The sequence below is a fragment of the Bifidobacterium sp. ESL0825 genome (assembly GCF_052606465.1).
In genome coordinates this window covers 974,698-995,333 of record NZ_CP199589.1, presented here as the reverse complement: position 1 = coordinate 995,333, position 20,636 = coordinate 974,698, and the positions used below count along the sequence as shown (strand labels likewise).

The 20,636-nt window shown below is 58.3% G+C and carries 18 protein-coding genes; 12 read left to right on the top strand and 6 right to left on the bottom strand.

From position 1 onward, the window contains the following. Window positions 1-103: 103 nt before the first annotated feature. The 3 genes from ACUIAG_RS04260 (at window position 104) to ACUIAG_RS04250 (ending at window position 3,586) form a co-directional block, all read left to right on the top strand. A complete protein-coding gene (locus ACUIAG_RS04260) occupies window positions 104-931 on the top strand; it encodes a hypothetical protein (protein WP_445340293.1) in 828 nt (275 codons plus the stop codon). Window positions 932-1,021: 90 nt separating this feature from the next. Then, window positions 1,022-3,025 (top strand): RecQ family ATP-dependent DNA helicase, encoded by a 2,004-nt coding sequence (locus ACUIAG_RS04255; RefSeq protein ID WP_445340370.1) that lies wholly within the window; start codon window positions 1,022-1,024, stop codon window positions 3,023-3,025. 78 nt (window positions 3,026-3,103) lie between these two features. Further along, window positions 3,104-3,586: an S-ribosylhomocysteine lyase gene (locus ACUIAG_RS04250; protein WP_015022202.1), complete on the top strand. Its 483-nt coding sequence runs from the start codon at window positions 3,104-3,106 to the stop codon at window positions 3,584-3,586. Between the two features lie 79 nt (window positions 3,587-3,665). Here the strand turns inward: ACUIAG_RS04250 and ACUIAG_RS04245 are convergent, their stop codons facing one another. The 5 genes from ACUIAG_RS04245 to ACUIAG_RS04225 all read right to left on the bottom strand — a co-directional run bounded on the left by ACUIAG_RS04245 (window position 3,666) and on the right by ACUIAG_RS04225 (window position 8,800). Beyond that, complete coding sequence (locus ACUIAG_RS04245; protein WP_445340292.1) at window positions 3,666-4,565, bottom strand: dihydrodipicolinate synthase family protein; 900 nt, start codon at window positions 4,563-4,565, stop codon at window positions 3,666-3,668. A 2-nt stretch (window positions 4,566-4,567) separates the two neighbouring features. After that, on the bottom strand, window positions 4,568-5,365 hold the full coding sequence (locus ACUIAG_RS04240; RefSeq protein ID WP_445340291.1) for an amidohydrolase family protein: 798 nt from the start codon (window positions 5,363-5,365) through the stop codon (window positions 4,568-4,570). Window position 5,366: 1 nt separating this feature from the next. Beyond that, on the bottom strand, window positions 5,367-6,635 hold the full coding sequence (locus ACUIAG_RS04235) for an MFS transporter (RefSeq protein WP_101432670.1): 1,269 nt from the start codon (window positions 6,633-6,635) through the stop codon (window positions 5,367-5,369). An 8-nt stretch (window positions 6,636-6,643) separates the two neighbouring features. After that, window positions 6,644-7,435 (bottom strand): SDR family oxidoreductase, encoded by a 792-nt coding sequence (locus tag ACUIAG_RS04230; RefSeq protein WP_045924701.1) that lies wholly within the window; start codon window positions 7,433-7,435, stop codon window positions 6,644-6,646. 81 nt (window positions 7,436-7,516) lie between these two features. Further along, entirely contained in the window at window positions 7,517-8,800 is a 1,284-nt protein-coding gene (locus ACUIAG_RS04225; RefSeq protein ID WP_045924700.1) for an enolase C-terminal domain-like protein, read from the bottom strand. 150 nt (window positions 8,801-8,950) lie between these two features. Here ACUIAG_RS04225 and ACUIAG_RS04220 point away from each other — a divergent pair, with 150 nt between their 5' ends. The 7 genes from ACUIAG_RS04220 to ACUIAG_RS04190 all read left to right on the top strand — a co-directional run bounded on the left by ACUIAG_RS04220 (window position 8,951) and on the right by ACUIAG_RS04190 (window position 17,022). Beyond that, entirely contained in the window at window positions 8,951-10,006 is a 1,056-nt protein-coding gene (locus ACUIAG_RS04220) for a LacI family DNA-binding transcriptional regulator (RefSeq protein ID WP_198199952.1), read from the top strand. A gap of 146 nt (window positions 10,007-10,152) precedes the next feature. Beyond that, window positions 10,153-10,788: an N-acetyltransferase gene (locus tag ACUIAG_RS04215; RefSeq protein WP_445340290.1), complete on the top strand. Its 636-nt coding sequence runs from the start codon at window positions 10,153-10,155 to the stop codon at window positions 10,786-10,788. Window positions 10,789-10,830: 42 nt separating this feature from the next. After that, window positions 10,831-12,189 carry an alanine racemase gene (gene alr, locus ACUIAG_RS04210; RefSeq protein WP_445340289.1) on the top strand — a complete coding sequence of 453 codons (1,359 nt, stop codon included), beginning with the start codon at window positions 10,831-10,833 and terminating at the stop codon, window positions 12,187-12,189. 70 nt (window positions 12,190-12,259) lie between these two features. Next, window positions 12,260-12,718, top strand: a complete 459-nt coding sequence (locus ACUIAG_RS04205; protein WP_024626651.1) for an Ohr family peroxiredoxin — start codon at window positions 12,260-12,262, stop codon at window positions 12,716-12,718. Between the two features lie 18 nt (window positions 12,719-12,736). Next, window positions 12,737-14,020 carry a deoxyguanosinetriphosphate triphosphohydrolase gene (locus tag ACUIAG_RS04200; RefSeq protein WP_445340288.1) on the top strand — a complete coding sequence of 428 codons (1,284 nt, stop codon included), beginning with the start codon at window positions 12,737-12,739 and terminating at the stop codon, window positions 14,018-14,020. A gap of 57 nt (window positions 14,021-14,077) precedes the next feature. Further along, window positions 14,078-16,168, top strand: coding sequence for a DNA primase (gene dnaG, locus ACUIAG_RS04195; RefSeq protein WP_445340287.1), 2,091 nt, complete (start codon window positions 14,078-14,080; stop codon window positions 16,166-16,168). An 80-nt stretch (window positions 16,169-16,248) separates the two neighbouring features. Then, window positions 16,249-17,022 carry an HAD family hydrolase gene (locus ACUIAG_RS04190; RefSeq protein ID WP_445340286.1) on the top strand — a complete coding sequence of 258 codons (774 nt, stop codon included), beginning with the start codon at window positions 16,249-16,251 and terminating at the stop codon, window positions 17,020-17,022. Between the two features lie 10 nt (window positions 17,023-17,032). On the opposite strand, the gene ACUIAG_RS04185 is transcribed toward ACUIAG_RS04190, so the two are convergent. After that, entirely contained in the window at window positions 17,033-17,365 is a 333-nt protein-coding gene (locus ACUIAG_RS04185; RefSeq protein ID WP_445340285.1) for a nucleotide pyrophosphohydrolase, read from the bottom strand. Between the two features lie 67 nt (window positions 17,366-17,432). Here ACUIAG_RS04185 and ACUIAG_RS04180 point away from each other — a divergent pair, with 67 nt between their 5' ends. Beyond that, on the top strand, window positions 17,433-19,583 hold the full coding sequence (locus ACUIAG_RS04180; RefSeq protein ID WP_445340284.1) for a DUF2075 domain-containing protein: 2,151 nt from the start codon (window positions 17,433-17,435) through the stop codon (window positions 19,581-19,583). A gap of 105 nt (window positions 19,584-19,688) precedes the next feature. After that, complete coding sequence (uriH, locus tag ACUIAG_RS04175) at window positions 19,689-20,633, top strand: uridine-preferring nucleoside hydrolase UriH (RefSeq protein WP_445340283.1); 945 nt, start codon at window positions 19,689-19,691, stop codon at window positions 20,631-20,633. Window positions 20,634-20,636 lie beyond the last annotated feature (3 nt).

The window sequence follows — 20,636 nt, the reverse complement described above, 5'->3', positions numbered from 1 at the left end:
GACGAAGACCAAGCCGGGGTCTGACAGCCCCGACCTGGGTGCTGGACCTGCTGAAGGCTGGGCTCAAATCAAGCGCTTCCTGTCGCCTGCGGTGCAGACCCGGATGGCCCTGCGCGTACAGGTGATGCCGAGGCTGATCGTCTTTTTGCTTTGGGCCCTCGTCCTCGCTCTGGGGGTTATGGGGTTCATCCCCTTGGGCTCCGGGTTCACCGGTCTGTTCACCGAGATGGTGCTCATGGCCACCGCCTTTGTCTGCTCACTGACGACTTTCCGGCCCTTGATCTCCAATGCTGTGACCCGGTCCACAATCGCATGGACCCAGATCATCTCCAATGTGGTCATGGCCCTGGCGACAAGCACTTTCATGATCGTGGTCGCGATTATCAGCAGCCTAGGCCAAATCGGATGGATGCCCTTTACAGAAAGTTACCAAAGGTTTCTCGTACAGGGCTGTTCGCCTTGGAGACTGACTCTTGATCCCTGGAGTGTGTCATGCTTTAACCAGTCGTATGCCCAGCAGCCGTCCCGTTGGCTGGCTCTGGCGCTGCATGTCTTTATGGTGCAGGTAGCCTTCGTTCTGCTTGGCCAGGTGCTGGGTGACCTGGCCGCCCGTCTTGATCGAAAAGGCAGATGTCTGCTGCTGGTAGGGCTGTTGATCTGTGTTGGTTTCTGGCATTCGATTTCCGGCTGGAATTTCTGGGGGTGGCAGCAAATGGCGGTTCAGATGATCAACCTTATGCGCGGCCATTGGATGTACAAGACCTTAAGCCCCTTCATGAATGTTGATTTATGGGGATACGTCACCGTGTATTTACTCTGGCCCCAAGTGGTCTTCACATTAGTCTTCTCCGCCATATGCATCCTGTTCAGCTACTGGCTCACCAGCCGTCGGCAGCTACCAGCTATCCAGGGGCTCAGCATTCTGGGTTAGTGGCAGGATAGCTAAGAATTCCAGCGACGATTGACCACATGGTCGTTCGCCCACTGCTTGACGCCTGCCGGGGCAATAGACTGGGGAACCATGGTGGACATCCAGGATGCAGGGCAGGCGCTGAAGCGGTATTTCGGGTATGAGTCCTTTCGCCCGGGTCAGGAGGATTTGGTCAAGGCTATCCTGAACGGGCAGGACTGCCTGGGTGTTATGCCGACCGGGGCCGGCAAGTCCATCTGCTATCAGATTCCTGCCACCCTTCTGGACGGTCTGACCATCGTCATCTCTCCCTTGGTCTCCCTGATGAAGGACCAGGTGGACGGGTTGGAGGATGCCGGCATACAGGCCTCATTCGTTAATTCCACCCAGGATATGGATGAGCAGTCCCTGGCCCTGGCTCAGGCTGCACAAGGGCGCAGCAAGATCCTCTATGTGGCTCCAGAGCGGCTGGACGCCCCCAGATTCAGGGAATTCGCCCAGCATACGAGGATCTCCCTGCTGGCTGTGGATGAGGCCCACTGTGTATCCCAGTGGGGTCAGGACTTCCGCCCTGCCTACCTGGGCATTGGCGACTTCATCAGATCCCTGCCTCACCGGCCCACGGTGGCAGCCTTCACTGCTACGGCGACCGAGAAGGTTCGGCGCGACATCGTATACATGCTGGGCTTGGACGACCCCTACGTGGCGGTGACGGGATTCGACAGGCCCAACCTCTTCTTCGACGTGATCAAGCTGGAGAGCAAATACAAGAATCGCTGGGTGGTCCAGTACGCCCTGAAGCATGGAAACGACTCAGGCATCGTCTACTGCGCCACCCGCAAGGAGACCGAAGCCCTAGCCGATGATTTGACCAAGGCCGGTGTCAGCGCTGTCAGCTACCACGCTGGCATGGATGCCCAGGACAGGGAGCAGGCTCAACGGGACTTTGTCAACGACAAGGTGCAGGTGGTCGTGGCTACCAATGCCTTCGGCATGGGCATCGACAAGTCCAACGTACGTTATGTCATTCATCACAATATGCCTGAGAGCATCGAGGCCTATTACCAGGAGGCCGGCAGAGCGGGACGTGACGGCGAGCCAGCCCGTTGCTCCCTGCTGTGGAACGAGAGCGACATCGTCACCCGCAGGCGCCTCTTGGACATGGACAACGGCAACGACAGAATGACCGGTGAGCAGGCTGAAGCGGTCAGGGCCGAACACCGGCGTCTGCTCAACGTCATGATCGGCTACTGCAGGACCACCGGCTGCCTTCACCAGTACATGTTGCGCTACTTCGGCGAGGAGGTGGATCAGGCGGCCGCAGGTCTTTCGCCTGCAGAGGCCGATAAGGGCAAATCCGTCCCAGTCGGGCATCCTGACACGGGCAGCGGCGGCTGCCAGAACTGTTCCAACTGTCTGAGCACCTTCACGACCATCGACGTCAGCGATGTGGCCCGTGCCATCAGCAGGTGCGTGCATGATGTGAACCAGGGATTCGGCTCCGGCAAGATCGCCCAGATTCTCCGGGGTTCGCGCTCGCAGGATCTTCTTCGGCGAGGGTTGGATCGGTGCCCTAGCTATGGCGCTCTGGATCAGGTTCCAGAGGCGCGAATCCGTGACGTGCTCAACCAGATGGCCTCGGACGGGTATCTGTATATCACCGAAGGGCGGTTGCCCATGGTCCATTTCGGGCCCAAGGCCGCGCAGACGGTCAGTCCGAACTTCCATTACGAGATCAAGCGGACGGAACGCCCACGCGCCTCGGGCAAGGTCTACGGCGGCAGATCCTCTTCAACTGTCGACGATGATGGTCTCGATCAGGCCGCTGCTAGCGATGCCAGCCCAGAGGATGAGGAACTTTTCCAGAAGCTACGCGACCTGCGGACCAGCATAGCCCGCAAGATCGGCAAGCCTCCCTACATTGTCTTCTCCGACAAGGCACTGCGCGATATGTGCCGTCTTCGTCCGGCTGATGATGCAACCTTCCTGGCCGTCAATGGGGTGGGACAGCACAAGCTGGAGCAGTATGGGCCACAGTTCATGGGTGTCATCTCCGAGTTTTCGGCCAGAAGAGGGGTGGATGTGGTCAGGGGCACTGCCGAATCTGATAGGTAGGTCGGCCTACCATGAGACATACACGACTTCATCAAGGTTGCCTTTCATACCGGGCGCCCGACAGGAAAGGAAATAACAATGGCTGACAAACCTATTGTAGAGAGCTTCCAGCTGGATCACACCAAGGTCAAGGCGCCCTACGTTCGTCTGATCGACGAGGAGAAAGGGCCTCAAGGAGACATCATCTCCAACTATGATCTCCGTCTGGTCCAGCCCAACCAGAACGCCATTCCAACTGCCGGGCTGCACACCATCGAGCACACCATCGCCGTGCTCCTGCGCGAGCGCATCCCCGGTTACATCGACTGCTCGCCTTTCGGCTGCCGGACGGGCTTCCACCTGCTTGCCTGGGGCCGTCATTCGACCGAGGATGTGGCCAAGGCCCTGAAGGAGTCGCTGGAGTTCATCGCCGACAAGGCCACCTGGGACGATGTGCCCGGCACCGAGATCACCTCCTGCGGCAACTACCGCGACCATTCGCTCTTCTCGGCCAAGCAGTGGAGCCGCGACATCGTGGCCGCCGGCATCAGCTCCGATCCTTACGAGCGCAAGCTGGTCTGATCGCTGACAGGCAAACAACTGGGCCTGAGGAAGGGTATGTTCCTTTCCTCAGGCCCAGTTCGATCTAACAGACGAAAGCTCAACTACGCAGTATGGTTTCGATCTGTTTCATCTGATCGTCATCAATCTGCATGGCTGGTTCGCGGATGCGTGTGCTGATGGGCAGACCCTGCAGTCGCACAGCTCCCTTGATGGCAGACACGAACAAATCCGCAGTGTCGTAAATCGCCATCAGGTGGTTGATGCGTCGGGCCTTGTCTAGCGCAGTCCGGTAATCGCCCTCTTGATAGGCCTGATGCATGGCAACGAAGGTTTCCGGCTCCACGTTGGTCAGGCCCGATAAAACACCGTTGCCTCCGCAGATACGATTGACCATATAGTATTCGTCGAATCCGGAGAACACCGAGAATCCAGGGCTGACACGTCTGACTGCCGATACGACTCGACGTGTGTGGCTGATTGTGTCCACGGTGTCTTTGATGCCAACGATGTTTGGACATTCCTGGGCCAGTTTAGCGACCAACTCCGGGGAGCAGTCGTTGCCAGTACGAGCCGGGAAGTTGTAGAGGATCACCGGCACAGCCGAGGCCTGGGCGATGCTGGTGAAATACCTGTAAGCAGTCGGTTCCGAAGGGCCGAAATAATAGGGGCTGACAGCCACCACGGCATCGGCGCCGATTTGTCCGGCAAACTTGGTCAGATCCCAAACCCGGTCCATGTCAGTGTCGCCTACTCCGACGAATACCTTCATGCGCCCCCGTATATGGTCGACGGCGAATTGCAGGGCTGAGCGCTTCTCTTGGAGATCATAGGCATAGAACTCGCCGATGCTTCCGAACAGGAGCACCCCATTAATGCCAGCCTGGATCAGATGGTCCAGATGTCGTCCCCACAGGTCGGTGTCGATGACTCCTTGATCGTCGCTGACGGTTATCGACGGGCAAAATATTCCCTCGAATTTGGCTGATGACGTGCTCATGTTCACCCTTCCACAGTAAGCATATCGGCATCGATCCCATAGGCCCTCATGGCATTGTGCTTGAAGAAGTCCTCATCAGGGCCAAAGATGTCCAGCATCAGTTGCCAGTGTTCCCTGAGTGAGGAGTGCACGGTGACGACCGGCCAGTTGGAGGCATAGAGGATCCTATCCGGGGGAAATGTGTCCCTGACGAAGGCGACGATGTCGCGATCGACCGGCAAGTCGCCTGACACCTTGATATAGCAGTGCGGCAGGGCCGCCATGGCCTGCATGGCCTTTCTGCAGGCCGGCGACAAGTCGGGCATGTTGCCCAGATGGTCCATGATGACAGTCAGGGAAGGAACCTGAGAGAAAGCCTGAGCCATGTCCGGCAGTTCTGCCCCCCGGTTGCATAGCTCAAAGGGCAGGCCCTTATCAGCCATGGCGCGGAGCCCAGCGATGAAGGAGGGTTCCATGCAACGGCCGCGAGGGGCAGAGTCAGTATGCAGTGGCTCTCTGATGCCCGTAGCGTTGATGGGCACTCTCATATAGGGCCCTACCTGGGCTCGGAGCATTCGGGCAAGAATCTTGGGGTCATTGTTCTCATAGACCAAACGGTCCTCTAATAGGGGGTCATCCGAGTCTACTTCCACATAGACTCCGCCCAGGAATTCCGCTCCCAGCTGCTCGTACTCGTTTTCCAGCTCATGAAGGGGAAAGCTCCGGTTCAGTGAGGGCATTCCGTCCAGCCAAGGCAGATGCTGCCGTTCGAGATCCCACATATGGAAGTGAGCATCGATGACCTGTAGTTGTCGTGTCATGTCAGGCTCCCTGCTTAAGACCTATGCGGCACCCGCGGAAGGCATACCAGGCGATGTAGAGGAATCCGGGCACGGTCACCAGCATGGCGATTTCGATGCCCATGGCATCCTGAATGGCACCCAGCAGCAGCGGGATCAGGGCTGCTCCGACGATGCTCATGACCAGCGCCGAAGAGCCGGTCTTGGCGTCGTTGCCCCTGATGCCCTTGAGCGTCAGCGAGAAGATGGTGGGGTAGCCGATCGATATGAACAGATAGGCAACCAGGAAGCAGATGACCGAGAATCGTCCCAGACCTAGGAATACCAGAACCATCAGCACGGCTGTGACGCACATGTAGATGCCCAGTATCTTGCCGGCATCGAATTTGGTCATTAACGGAGTGGTCAGGAACCGTCCAAGGGTGAACAGCAGCGACAGCAAGGCCAACAGTGTGGCAGCCAGACCGGCGGTGATGCCGGCACCCCAGTGTTTGAGAGCATAAGCGGAGAACATGGCCATGCCAGCCACCTGCAAGCCGATAAAGATGAACTCGGCGATCACGCCCAGTACGAAGTAAGGGCGTTTCAGCAGGCTTGAGGTGCCGGAACCGGTGCCAGTTTTCCCTTCCTGCTCGTCATCGCCGGGTGGTGTTGGCAGTTTGAAGACGATGAAGACAGCTAACACCAGCAGCAGGACGATGCCGATGACGATATAGATCATTCTGGTATCTGACAGGAACTTGACCTTGGCTTGCTCAAAGCCCGGCTCTTTTGGGGTCAGGGTTTTGGACAGGACTCTGCCCAAAATCAGAGGCCCTACCACGTTGCCGACGCCGTTGAAGCTCTGTGCCAGATTGAGTCTGAAGGATTCGCCTTTTTCGTCGCCCAGCTTGGTGACGTAAGGGTTGCAGTTGGTCTCCAGCGAGGAGGCTCCCAGCGCTACCACGAACATGGCGAATAAGAAGAGCCCGTAGCTGGCCATATTTGTGGCTGGCACCACGATGAATGCCCCAACCGCGAACAGTATCAGTCCGGAGATGACCCCGCCCTTGTAACCGAAGCGCTTGGAGATGATTCCGGCTGGGATGGCCATGACGAAGTAGGCTCCATAGTAGGCCACCTGCAGCAGCGATGCCTGGGTGCTGTTCAGCTCCATGTAGTTGCTGAATGGGCTGTTGAGGGCGTTGACCAGATTCATGGTCAATCCCCAAATGAAGAAGAGTCCGATGACCAGGGTTATAGCGACGGTTGCCTTGGACCCGCCCTTGTTTCGCGTATTTGTATTTTCCATGTCAGAGCTCAATTCAGTGCCCGGTCCAGGTGGACGTATCCGCCATCAACGAATACCCATTGGCCGGTGGTGTGGGATGCGCGATCAGAGAGCAGGAAGGTGGCGGTGTTCCCAATCTCCTCGGGTGTGGTCATGCGATGCTCCAGAGGAATCTTGTCTGTGATGACCGACAGGCGTGCCTGCTGGGCCTTTTCATCGCCAAAGGTTTTGATCCAGTCGGCATAGAGCGGGGTCCAGCATTCCGAGACCACGATGGCATTCACTCGTACGTCATCATGGACCAAGGCCGCAGCCCATTCCCTGGTCAGGCCCAGAACCCCGCCCTTGGCTGCTGCATAGGCGCTGGTCTTGCCCTGACCGGTCACAGCGGTTTTGGAGGTGATGTTGATGACGGATCCGTGGCTTTCCTTGAGGTAGGCACAAGAGGCATGCATGAGTTCGTAGTAGTGGGTGAGATTGCCGTGTACGGAACGCTCGAACTCCCGCCAGTCAGTGGTTTCCAAAGCCTTGTTGTCGTTGACTCCAGCGTTATTGACTATGCCATCGATATGGCCGAATTCCTTGTGTACCTGCTCCACAATGGGGGCTATGCCGTCGGTGTCATTCAGATCCAAAATGAAGGTCCGGTAGGTATCGGTATAGGCCTCGATGTCTTTGCAGAACTGGTCCCTGGCTGACTCGTCACGGTCTATGACTGCGGTTATGGCACCCTCCTGGGCCAGTTGTAGAGTGATGCCCCTGCCGATGCCCTTGAAGCCGCCGGTGATGATGAATACCTTGTTCTTGAGATGCAGATCCATGAGAACTCCTTTGTCTATATGGATGGATGATTTGTTAGAGGTCCAGTGATTGGACTGGATTTTGATTGAGGTGGGCCGCTCTCACTCCTGGTGCAGGTAGCGCTGTGCGGTTTCCACGGTCATTTCGGCTCCATTGCCGGGAGCGGTCGGTGCCTGATACATGCCTTGGCTGATACGTACGGGGTTCACGAAATATTCGTGCTGGTTGTCTACGTATTCGATCATTCGGCCCTGTGTGGTGCAGGAGACGGCTGCGTAGTCGAACATGGCGAAGTGGCAGACCATCTCGCACAATCCGACCCCGCCGGCGTGGGGGCAGACTATTTTGTGGAACTTGCGAGCCAGCAGGTATTCCAGAACTATCTCCTGGGGGCCCGCCACTCTGGTGGCGTCGATCTGCATGATGCCGAAGGCGTTGGCCTGAAGGAACTGCTTGAACATGATGCGGTTCTGCATCTGTTCGCCGGTTGCCACGGGTATGGGATTGATGGCTCTGGCAATGGTTGCGTGGCCGATGATGTCGTCGGGGCTGGTGGGCTCTTCGACCCATGCCAGGTCGAAGTCATGGAAATGGTTGATCCAATCAATGGCTTGAGGGACATCCCAGACCTGATTGGCGTCGACGGCCAGGCGGACGTCGGGACCGATGGCATCCCTGGCCAGTCCCAGACGGCGTATGTCATCATCGAGGTTCTGGCCTACCTTGAGCTTGATTTGCTTAAAGCCCTTCTCCTGCGTCTCTCGTTTGGCGATCTCCACCATTTTTTCGTCGCTGTAGCCAAGCCAGCCTGGTGCTGTCGAATAACCGGGGTACCCGTGCTGGCGAATGTCCTCGATGCGCTCCTGCTTGCCGGATTGCCCATCCTTGAGGATGTCTATGGCCTCCTCGGGGCGCAGGGCGTCAGACAGATATCGAAAGTCCAATGTGCTGACAAGATCCTCAGGATCCATTTCAGCCAGCAGCAACCACAAGGGTTTTCTCGCCCTTTTGGCTTTCATGTCCCAGAGGGCGCTCAGCAGTGCGCCAATGGCCATGTGCTCGACTCCCTTTTCGGGCCCCAGCCAGCGCAGCTGTGAGTCATGGACCAATAGGTCCCAGGCCAGACCCATGCTGTCCAGCAGACGTTCAACCTCTAGGCCACGCAGAGTCTCTCCTATGGAATCTATGGCTCTGCAAACAACATCGTTGCCTCGTCCGATGGTGAAGACCAGACCACAACCTTTGATGCCGTCGTCAGCCGAGGTGTGTATTTCCACATAGGCGGCCGAATAGTCGGGGTCCTTGTTCATGGCATCCGACCCTGACAGGGTCAGAGAAGTGGGAAAACGAAAGTCATACGTTTTCACCGCAGTGATAGTACTCATCGTGGCTCCTTTGCCAATCTTGTGAACGTATACCCTACTATAGGCGTAGAAATAGAAATTTGAAAATCAGAAATGTAAAAATTCTAATTTCGACATGGATGCTTTAGCTGCTTCCTTGGTTACGATTGGTGGGTAATGGAAAGGACGCACATGGCCAGACAGGAACCAGGCAATCCGCACGTTGGCGCCATAGCCGAGCAGCTCGGCATCTCTGCTTCGACCGTCTCCAAGGTGATCAACGGTCGACCGGGCGTGGCGGCAAAAACCCGTCGAAGGGTCGAAAAAGCTTTGGCAGACGAGGGCTATGCGCATCCGCTTGTCAGCACGAAGATTGCTCAGACTATTGAGCTGGTTGTGGATTATATTGCCAACAATGGCACTATCGAGATGATACGTTATGCCTCAAAGTGGGCTTTGGATGCCGGTCTGGCTCTGACGGTGACACAGACCGATCACCAGCGGCGTGCCGAGGAATGCCTGAGGGGGATCATTGATCGCAACCCGCTGGGTGTGATCACCCAGATGTCCTCCATAGACCAGGAGGGCAAGAATGTGCTCAAGGCAAGGGGCATTCCCCTGGTGGCGGTCGATCCGGTGGACTTGGTAAGCGATGAGGACATGAGCATAACGCTAGACAATTGGACTGGAGGATACCAAGCGGCCAAATGCCTTCTTGACGCCGGGCACAGGTGCATTGGCGTCATCGCTGGACCGGCGAATGTGCAATCCGCGCAAGCCAGACTGGCTGGATACCGAGCAGCATTGGCAGCCATTGGTGCCAGTCTGCCGTCAAACATGGTTCAACAGGGAGATTATTTGCCTGACAGAGGGTACCAAGCCGCTTGTGATCTGCTGGACCGCGCACATCGTCCAACTGCGATTCTGGCCTGCAACGACTTGACAGCCGTCAATATCTATAGAGCGGCTCGCGAACGTGGACTGGAACCCGGGCAAGACCTGTCTGTGGTCGGATTCGACAACGTATATCCATCCTCTTATCTGATGCCCGCTCTTACCACGGTGGACCAGCCATTTGATTTGATGGCCAGGATGGCGGTGGGAATGATCCTCGATGCACGCCAGGGCAAGGAGTTCCAGCGGCATGTGGTCATGCCAACCCGTCTGGTCAGTCGGCATAGCGTGGTCAACCTGACTCGTGCTCGCCGTTTGCGCTCGGAAGGCCGGGTTCAGGAGAGCGCAGAATAGCCCAAACTATTCCCTGATTCGCTCAATGCGTACTCACTTCGTGACTGCCTGCTGATGGATACACTCGTACTTCGGCAATCGCGGGGGCGGGTCTCGTCCCTGCCGAACCGGTCGAGAAAGAGGTAGCCACAGTGAGCAGCTACACGATGGAAACTGCACGTTGGATCCGTCATGCCACCATGGACGACTTTGAGGCGATCATGCCTGTCTACGCCTACGCCAGAAAGCGGATGGCCGAGACTGGCAACCCCCGTCAGTGGGGGGACAAGTACCCCCTGCCCGAACGCATCCGCGAGGACATCGCCGGGGGCCACACCATGCTCTTGGTTGACGATGCGGCTGACATGGATCAGATTCCTGACGATCCTGCCTACCCTGAACCTGAGTTGGACGAGCACAAGGGCAGCCACGAGCGCATCATCGGCGTTTTTGCCCTCTTCAATGACCCGGAACCTGATTATAAGGTCATTGACGGCAGCTGGCTGGACGACCGGCCCTATACCACCATCCATCGGGTGGCTGCCTCGGGACTTGGGCGTCATGCGGCCGGGGACCTGCTTGACTGGAGCATGCGCCGGTACGAGAACATCCGCGCCGATACGGGACTGAAGAATTATGCCATGCAGCACATCCTGGAGACCCACGGTTTCACCCGCTGCGGCAACATCATCATGCCTGAGAACAAGGAGATCGAGAACGTGCGGGTGGCCTACCAGCGGCACGATCGGCCCCTTGACCTGGCTGAGCGCGAAAGGGCAGCCAGGCGCTTGGTTGCCGTCTGAGGGCGGAGGCCGACCGTCGCAGCGCCGTCGCACAATGGAGCCATGACATTGAGCGCAGCACCGGCATGGCGGTTCTCCGGGCCCGAGGGCCAGCGGCATTACGAGCAAGCTCTTCGGGCCTATCCTGGACAGATCATCGTGGACTTGCGGACCTTGAAGGTCAATATGGCCACCCTGGTGAAGCTGGTTCATTCCACGAACCCCGGTGCTGCAGTCATGGGTGTGGTCAAGGCCGATGCCTACGGCCACGGGCTCATCCCCGCCGCCCTAGCGGCACTGGCGGGCGGGGCAACTTGGCTGGGAACGGCCCAGTCCAGCGAGGCCCTGCGTCTGCGTCGTGCAGGCATCGGCCCCGACCGTTGCCGGATTCTGTCCTGGATGTTCAATGGGGACCGCGCCCCCTTTGATCAGTTGATCCAGGCTGACATCGATCTGGGCATCGGTTCCCTAAAGACCATGGAGATGGCAGCCCAGGCGGCAGATCTGGCCGGCAGACCTGCACGCGTCCATATCAAGGTGGATACCGGCTTTGGACGCAACGGCTTCACCCCTGAAGCCTTCGGGGATGCCCTGCACGAGCTCTCAAGCCTGGCCGCCAAGGGGCTGTTGGAGCCTGTGGGGCTTTTCAGCCATCTGGCAGTGGCCGACATGCCTGGCGTGGACGAGTTTGTGTCGTCCACTGACGAGCAAATCGCGCTCTTCGAGGAGTTCTCCGACAAGATGACGGCCGCAGGCATGAAACCCGAAATCCGGCATTTGGCCAATACCGCCGCCACGCTGACCCGTCCTGGGATACATTACGATCTGACCCGACCGGGCATCGGCCTGTACGGATACGAGCCTGATCCCTCCATGGGGGTTTCGGCCGATTATGGTCTGCGTCCGGCCATGACCCTCCAGGCCCAGCTAGGCACTGTCAAGGATATGCCGGCCGGCCATGGCATCTCCTATGGGCGCACCTATTTGACGGAGAAGCCCACCAGCACGGCCATCATGCCCCTGGGCTACGCTGACGGGATCCATCGGTCTGCTTCGGGCTTTGACCGCCAGGGCGCCATGGGCCGGGAGCACCGGGGCGGACCCGTCCGTCTGATGACTCGTCAAGGGCCCAAGTTGGTTCGCGTCGCTGGCAGGGTCTGCATGGACCAGTGCGTGCTTGACCTCAAGGGCATGGCTTCCGATCTGGGGGTGAGCGAAGGCGATACCGTTGTTCTCTTCGGTCCAGGAAGTGGAGAGGATCAGGCCGAGCCAACCGCTGACGACTGGGCCCGGGCCGCCGACACCATCAGCTATGAGATCTTCACCTGCCTGCGCAGCCGGATTCCACGGCTCTACTTGGGCGTGCATGAGGTGATCGACCCTGCCGACCTGCATCTGATGGCCGCTGAATCCATTCTTTGAGACCACTATCACAGGTAGAACCTGGGCTTGGGGCCTTGTCAAGGGGCAATATAAGTGGTGAGATGAGGTTATGACTACATATACAGGAAATGAACCCAGCAATATCTCATACACAGCCGTAGCTGACATCACCGGAGGCCGCGAGGGCCATGCGGATAGCCACGAGCCCGATCTCTCCCTGGACCTGGATACACCCAAGGCCATGGGGGGCAAGGGCCAGGGCACCAACCCCGAGCAGCTCTTCGCCATCGGTTGGGGAGCCTGCTTCCAGGGAGCTATGGGACTGGCCGGCAAGGAGTTGCGTGTGCCAGCCACCAAGTTGGCCCAGAGCAAGGTGCGCACTCATATCTCTCTTGGCGACCAGGGCGAGTCCTTTGGCATCAAGGCTCTAATTGAGGTCTGCCTGCCCGGCGTCGATCGTGATCTGGCCACCCGCCTGGTGGAACGCACCCAGGAGCTCTGCCCCTATTCCAAGGCAACGGCGGGCAATGTGCCCACTGAAGTGGTGGTCGTGGACAATCTGGACTGAACGGAGCGGGCGCGCCTGATGGGCACTGACGAGGAGGGCGGATCCCGCCTGCTGGCCGAGGGCTACTCCACTCAGGATCAGGAACGGTGGGCGCCAGAGCCTCCAAAGACCAGCAGCAGGACCGCCTTTGAACGTGATAGGGCGCGTCTTGTCCATTCTTCAGCCTTGCGTCGGTTGGGGGCCAAGACGCAGATCCTGGTCGCCGGCACCGACGACTTTGCTCGTACGCGGCTGACCCACACCCTGGAGGTGGCCCAGATTGGACGGCAGATCGGGACCATGCTGGGCTGCGACCCCGACGTGGTGGATTGTGCCTGCTTGGCCCATGACCTGGGCCATCCGCCCTTCGGCCACAACGGCGAACGCGCCCTGTCTTCGCTGGCCTCCGACATAGGGGGATTCGAGGGTAATGCACAGACCCTTCGATTGCTGACCAGGCTGGAGCCTAAGGTCTTCCATCCGGACGGACGCTCGGCAGGGGTCAACCTGACCAGGGCTGCCTTGGATGCTGCGGTCAAATATCCCTGGACCCTGGCCGAGGCCTCGGCTCATCCCAAGGGGGAGAGGACGGCCAAGTTCTGCGTCTACCCTGACGACCAAGAGGTCTTTCATTGGCTCAAGCAGGGGGCGCCGCAGGCCAGCACTCCTATGGAGTGCCAGGTCATGGATTTGGCTGATGACATCGCCTACAGCGTCCATGACGTGGAGGATGCCATCGTGGTCGGTTCTTTCGTGCCTGAGCGACTGGCTGAGCCCAGTATCATCGATGGCGTGGTCCGGGCTGCCCGATCCTGGTATGGCGACCGATGGGATGCTGACCAGCTGGTACGAGCTTTGGAAACCGTCCGTGGCATGTTGCCGTTGGGCTTCGACGGTTCACGTCGGGCCCTGGCTACGTTGAAGAACACCACCAGCTATCTGATAGGGCGCTTTGCCGACTCCGTGGAGGCGGCCACCCGAAGCCGCCATGGCCAAGGTCCGCTGACCAGGTACTCGGGAGGGCTGGTCATTCCTCCCCGGACCTCCTATGAGATTGTGGCCTTGAAGGGGATTGCTGTCTACTTCGTCATGGCTCCCCGTGAGAAGGAGCCCTTCCATGCAGAGCAGCTGAAAATCGTGACCGACCTGGTTGAGGTGATGATGGCCGACTCGCCAGCACCTTCGGATGCTCTGGAGGATGTCTTCCTGGAGGATTGGCGCCATGCGGGTTCAGACGGGGAGCGCCTGAGGGTGGCCATCGACCAGGTGGCCTCTCTGACCGACGGCTCGGCGTTGGCCCTGCATTCCCTGGTCTGCCCCTAGGCCTGCGGCATTTATGCCGGGCGCAACACATCGGCCTGGGCCGGTAGGCTGGGTGTCATGTCCGGAATGATCAAGAAGGAAGACATCGAGAAGGTCAGAGCCAAGGCCGATCTGTATGAGATCGTCTCTGAAAGCGTGACTCTGAAGCCTTCCGGTTCCGGCACTTATATGGGCTTGTGCCCCTTCCACGATGAGAAGTCCCCGTCCTTTTCGGTGCGTCCGTCCATGGGGGTCTGGCACTGCTTCGGCTGCGGCCTGGGCGGCGATGTCTTTACCTACGTGGAGCAGGAGGAGAACGTCGAGTTCGGCGATGCAGTCGAGATTCTGGCAGACAAGTACCAGATCGAGCTGCATTACGAAAACTCCCGCCAGGACAAGCGCCGGGGGTCCAAACGTTCCCGGTTGCTGGAGGCCAACGAGGAGGCCCAGCGTTTCTTCGTCTCGCAGATCATGAGCAAGGAGGCGCTGGCAGCGCGCAAGCTCTTGGCGGGCAGAACCTTCTCTCAGGCTGACAGTGCGCATTTCGGCTGCGGATACGCCCCACGCGGATGGGACAATCTGGTTCGCCACCTGGCTACCAAGGGTTTCACCCAGCAGGAGATGCTGGATGCAGGTCTGGCCAGGCAGGGGCAACGGGGGGTCTATGACTATTTCCGGGGCAGGGTCACCTGGCCTATCAGGGATTCCACTGGCCGTACCCTCGGCTTTGGCGCTCGCAAGCTCTACGAGGACGACGGCATCAACGCCAAGTACATCAACACGCCGGACACCCAGCTCTACCGCAAGAACCAGGTGCTCTACGGCATCGACCTGGCCAAAGACGCCATCGTCAAAAAGCGGCAGGTGGTTATCGTGGAGGGCTATACCGACGTCATGGCCTGCCACCTTGCCGGTGTCGATACGGCTGTAGCAACCTGCGGCACTGCATTCGGCGAGGATCATGCCAAGATCGTCCGCCGGCTCATCTCCGACGACGCCCTCGGCGCCATCCAGCTGATCGGGCCGGTCCAGGGTTCCCGGGTGGTTTTCACCTTCGACGGTGATGCCGCCGGGCAGAAGGCCGCCCTGCATGCCTTCGGCCTTGATGGGAGCTTTCTGACGCAGACCTTCGTGGCAGTGGCTCGGGAGAATCTGGATCCATGTGATCTGCGCATCCGCTATGGCGATGAGGCCGTGCGTTCCCTGGTCGAGCATGCCCGGCCGCTCTATGACTTCGTCATCGACACCGCCGTGGCCATGTTCGATACCCAGTACACCACCGGGCAGATGGGGGCGGTCAAGGCCGTAGCACCAATCCTGGCCCAGATCAGAGATCGCTCCCTGGTAGGGGCCTACACTCGCAAGACTGCCAGAAAAATCGGCGTGGATCTGGATCTGCTGCGCCAGGAGGTCAACAGGGCCCGTCGCAAGCTGCATGTGAAGGACCAGGATGCCTATGCGGTCCGAACTCCTCACCGCGGTGCGGGTGAATCAGAGGGTCGTGCGGGCCAGGGCAGTGACGATGCCATGCGACGCCGCAGAATACAGCGTGAGGACGCCCTTCGACAGGGCTACCACCACATTGATGATGCCGTCTTCATCTGCGAGCAGCAGTTCATGGGCGTGCTTATCCAAATTCCCAGAGCGGTCGGATCGAATGCCTTCGCCCAGCTGAGTCCGGACAGTTTCGAGGTTCCGATTTTCCGCTCCCTCTATCGGGCGGTGCAGGCCGCCGGAGGGCTGCCTGGCAGGAAGACGCCCCAAGGACTATGGATGCATAATCTGACCAAGGCTGGCGGGCCCATGCTGGAGTCGGCCATTAATGAGCTGGCCGTCATGCCCCTGCCGCTGAATCTGGATAAGCAGGAGGATAAGCAGAGGGGCTCAGGACCCGGCTCCAGGAAAGGCGACAAGGGGGACGATCAGAGCGCAGGCTCCGAGGGCGCGGATGTTCAGCTGAAGCAGCCTAGCCCAGAGGAGCGTCAGTATGCCTCAGAGCTGCTGGCAAGGCTGCTGGATGCCACCTACATGCGGCTGATTGCCTCGGTCAAGCACCAGATGAATCAGTTGCCCGACGGCCAGGAGAAGTTCGACCTTCTCGGCCAGCTCACTCAATACGAGACCCAGCGTAACAACTTGCGCAACCAGGTCTTCGGCAACGCCGAGTGAACTGCTGGTTAGATCAGTTGGCCCTTCCTGTTCTTGTGGGCGTTTTGACTGCCGACAAGCCCTGCCGATAGGGTGAATGCATGAACATGGAGCATCTAAAGGAAGCAAGTCCTGCCGAGTCAGCTGACAAAGCCCGGTCTGTTGAGGGCCGTCGACCGCTTGCTGTCTTCTGGGATATGGACGGAACCCTGATCGACTCAGAGCCTTACTGGCATCAGGCCGAGGTAGATCTAGCGCGCAAGCATGGAGGAGACTGGAATACTGACATGGGTTGGCAGGTTTCCGGCAAGCCTCTGTCCAAAGTGGCAAGGGTGATGCGCGAGCGGGGTCTTAACCTTCCAGAGGATAAGATTCCAGATCTGTTGATCGACGGGGTGATTGCCATGGAGGAGCGTCATATGCCTTGGATCGACGGGGTCCGCGACATCCTGGCAGATCTGGTTGAGGCTGGCATCCCCTCCATTCTGGTCACTACTTCGCCACGCCGAATGGCTGAGGCTGTGGTCGACAAGGCTCCTGACAGGGCTTTTGCCGACTATGTGTGTGGGGATGACGGACTGGCGCAAAAGCCTGATCCCGCTCCTTATCTGCATGCGGCGGGTCTGCTGGGCATCACAAGTCCTGATCAAATGGTCTCTTGCTTGGCTTTCGAAGACACCCTGACTGGTATCACTTCTGCTGTGGCATCGGGAGCCACCACTGTGGCCTATACCGGCACCAACCCGGTCGACACCTCTTCAGGTCCCCAGTTCGCTTCCATGAATAGCTATGTTGGAGTCACCTTGGATGATCTGTCAGCATTGATCGCCAAGCGACTCGAACGATCGGGGTCACCGGCTGCGCAGACCTGCTGAATCAAGCTGTCTACTGCAGGGGGCGATATTTTCGGCTGGAGCCGCGCGAAGTAGCCACTGGATACCTGTCGGCCGTCCTCTGCAGTTTGTCCATGATGATTCGATCCATGTCCAGATCCAGCCGATCCGCCAGCTGGATGCAATAGGTCAGCACGTCAGCCAGTTCGTCGGCCACATGGCCTTCATCTGCGTCCCTGGGATCATCCCCCCACTGATAGCATTCCAAGAGCTCGGCAGCTTCGATGCAGATTGATTTGGCCAGGTTGGCGGGCGTGTGGAATTGATCCCAGTCGCGCTCGTGCACAAAATCCATCACCGCTGTTTCCGTTTCCTTGCTGATCATGATTTCGAGCCTATCAGCCGGCCCTCCTGCCATCAGATTGGTGTGGGTTCGTGGCATAGTGAAAACCATGGATTCATCAAGCGCGCCGCAGCCTGTGGTGATGACGCTGCCCTATGGCGATTTCAGCGATGAGGATTTTTCCAAGGCTATTGCAGAGTACAAGCGGACGAAAGATGTTGGCGGTCAGGGCAGTAAGGTGGAGAGGAGGCTGCTTGAGGAGCTGTTTCTACGCTATCCCACTGTATATATTGTCTCTGCCGACGAAAGGGACAGCAGCAAAAAGCACGGCGGTGAGCCTCCTTATGTGGTTTACGTCGGGGAAACCAACGATATCCGTTCTCGAACCAGGCAGCATATTGAGCTGGACCCACGGACCCGGACGGATTGGGAACGCCTGGTGCGATTTATGCGCAATCATCAGGACAGGGTTTGTCAATACATCATCGGCGATCGCCACTTCAATAAGTCCTTGACCTTGGATATGGAAAATCGGCTGATGGGGTATATGCAGAGCGTCGACGCGGTCAAGCTGGTTATGAACCGTAGAACCAACGCTCAGGACATGTACTACACCAGCGATGAATTCGACAGCATCTTTTCCAAGGCTTGGCAGACTCTGCATGAAATGGAGCCCGATCTGTTCCCGGAAGAGAAGACGATCCTGGACTCTGCCCTGTTCAAAGCCTCGCCCTTCCGCAAACTCACCGACGAACAACGGCGGGCTGAAGAGGCTGTTCTGCATGTGTTGGAGTCGGTGATTATTCAAAACCCTGGCGAAGGTTTCCACTCGATGACGGAGTCGACGGATCCGGTGCAGATTGATGGTGACGCCGATACCCAGGTCATTGTCGTTCAGGGTATGTCAGGGACTGGCAAGACCGTTTTGCTCAGTCATCTCTTCTATCAAATATGTGCTAGATATGGCATCTATGGAAACTTGAACGGCGATGACGATAACCATTCGTCAAAGGCCAGGCAGCGTTCCTATATTATTGTCAACCAGGTCGAGCAGGCTAATGTCTACAACCAGATGGCTCTGAAGCTGGGATTGCAGAAGAAACGCGGTCAGTGTGTGGTTGGAGCTGTCCAGTTCATCAACCGATTCAGCAAGCACACCAATCGAAATGGCCGGTCCACAGGCAGGGCAGCTGACCCCATGAATAGCGTCGATGCCAAGGCGGATGTGGTGCTGATTGACGAGGCGCACCTGTTGCTGACGCAAGGGTCGCAGAGCTACTCCGGAAGCAACCAGCTCTATGACATCCTACGGCGGGCAAAAGTAGCCATCGTGGTCTTCGATCCCGAACAGGTCTTGCGTGGGTCTCAGTTCGTGGATGCCCAGGAAAGTCGGCTTCTGGGATTGACTGGTTCTGAGCATGATAAGACCTTCTCGCAACCTATGCTCATCCACGAAAAGTCACGGGACGGTCAGGCGCACGAGGATACCTTCCAGGTCAGTCATGTTCGTTTGGATCAACAGATGCGTATTCAGGCTGACCCTGCAACCTGCGCCTGGCTGGATCGGATGACAGCCAAAGATGGTGTCATTGAACCACTGCATCCGGATCCTTGGGAGCATCCTTATGAGATTAAGGTTTTTGATTCGCCCAAGGATTTAAGGGAGTTTATTCGTTGTAAAGACAGGGAGCAAAGGGGAGAGGGCTCCTTGGGCCTTTGCCGACTCCTGGCCACCTATGACTGGCCTTACAGCAGCAAGAAACACCCGGATCCACTGGATTCGTCCCGTCATTGGCAGGTTGTACTGCGCCAAGGGGATTCAGGCCAGTGGGTGTGGGCCGAAGAGGGTCAGGAAGGGGATGGTGAATTCGCCATGCCTTGGAATTACGAGCTATATGAGGCCCAGGGAAACTCTGCTGCAAATCACCGGATTGCCTGGGCCGAGCTGCCCTTCACCATCGATGAGGTGGGCTCCATATTCACCATCCAAGGTTTTGACCTCAACTACGCGGGGGTCATCATTGGACCATCAGTCACTTATAGGAATGGAAAGATCAAATTCGAACCGAAGTTCAGTTGCAACACACTGGCGACTAATCATCGGTCGGAGCCAGAGATGAATCCTGTGGATAACCTTCGTCATGAGTTCAATGTGTTGCTCAAACGAGGGGTGCACGGATTGGGGCTATTCGCAGTCGATCCCGAGCTTCGGAATCGACTGGCCTGGGCAGTGGGTGGGTTCGCCTGCGTCCAGGACTGACCAGCTTAACGCGCCTACAAGGATTGAATGCCAATCAGGGGTATCATGTCCTGGGCCATGATCCATGGCCCAGGACATATTCATGAGAAAGGCGCAGGCGAGTATATGACGACGCGCAAGATCATCCTGGACTGCGATCCAGGTCATGACGATGCGGTGGCTATCCTTCTGGCAGTAGGCGATCCGCGGATCGACCTGATCGGAGTGACTACGGTTGGCGGCAACCAGAGTCTGGACAAGGTTACCTACAACGCGAGGGCTGTGCTGGAAAAGGCTCATGCGCGCCAGGTGCCGGTCCATGCCGGATGTGATAGGCCCTTGGTGCGTCCTCAGGAAGTAGCCGCCTCCATCCATGGTCAGACGGGTCTGGACGGTGTCGAGCTCCCCGAACCTACCCGGCCCCTGGATCCTGGCCACGCTGTCGATTGGATCATCGAGACCATCATGCGCGAGGAGCCGGGCACGGTGACTCTGGTTCCCACTGGACCCCTGACCAACATCGCTATGGCCGTTCGCAAGGAACCCCGCATTGTCGATCGCGTTCAAGAGGTTGTGCTCATGGGCGGCGGTTACCATGTGGGCAACTGGAGCGCTGTTGCTGAATTCAACATCAAGGTGGATCCCGAGGCCGCACATATCGTCTTCAACGAGCCCTGGCCGGTCACCATGGTGGGGCTGGATCTGACTCATCAGGCCCTGTGCACCCCGGAGGTCCAGCAGCGCATTGAGGGCATCGGCACCGATCTGGCCCATTTCGTCAGCGGGTTGATGGACTTCTTCCGCAAGTCCTACCAGGACAACCAGGACTTCGTGGATCCGCCTGTGCATGATCCCTGCACTGTGGCCTATCTGATCGACCCCTCTGTTGTGAGCACCCGTCGTTGCCCGGTTGATGTGGAGCTGCGCGGGGACCTGACCTGCGGGATGACCGTGGCCGATCTGCGCGGCCCTGAGCCCTCTGCTGAGGACTGCCACACCCAGGTGGCTGTCAAGCTGGACTTCCAGGGATTCTGGGACCTGGTGGTCAAGGCCATCACCACGATTGGATGAAAT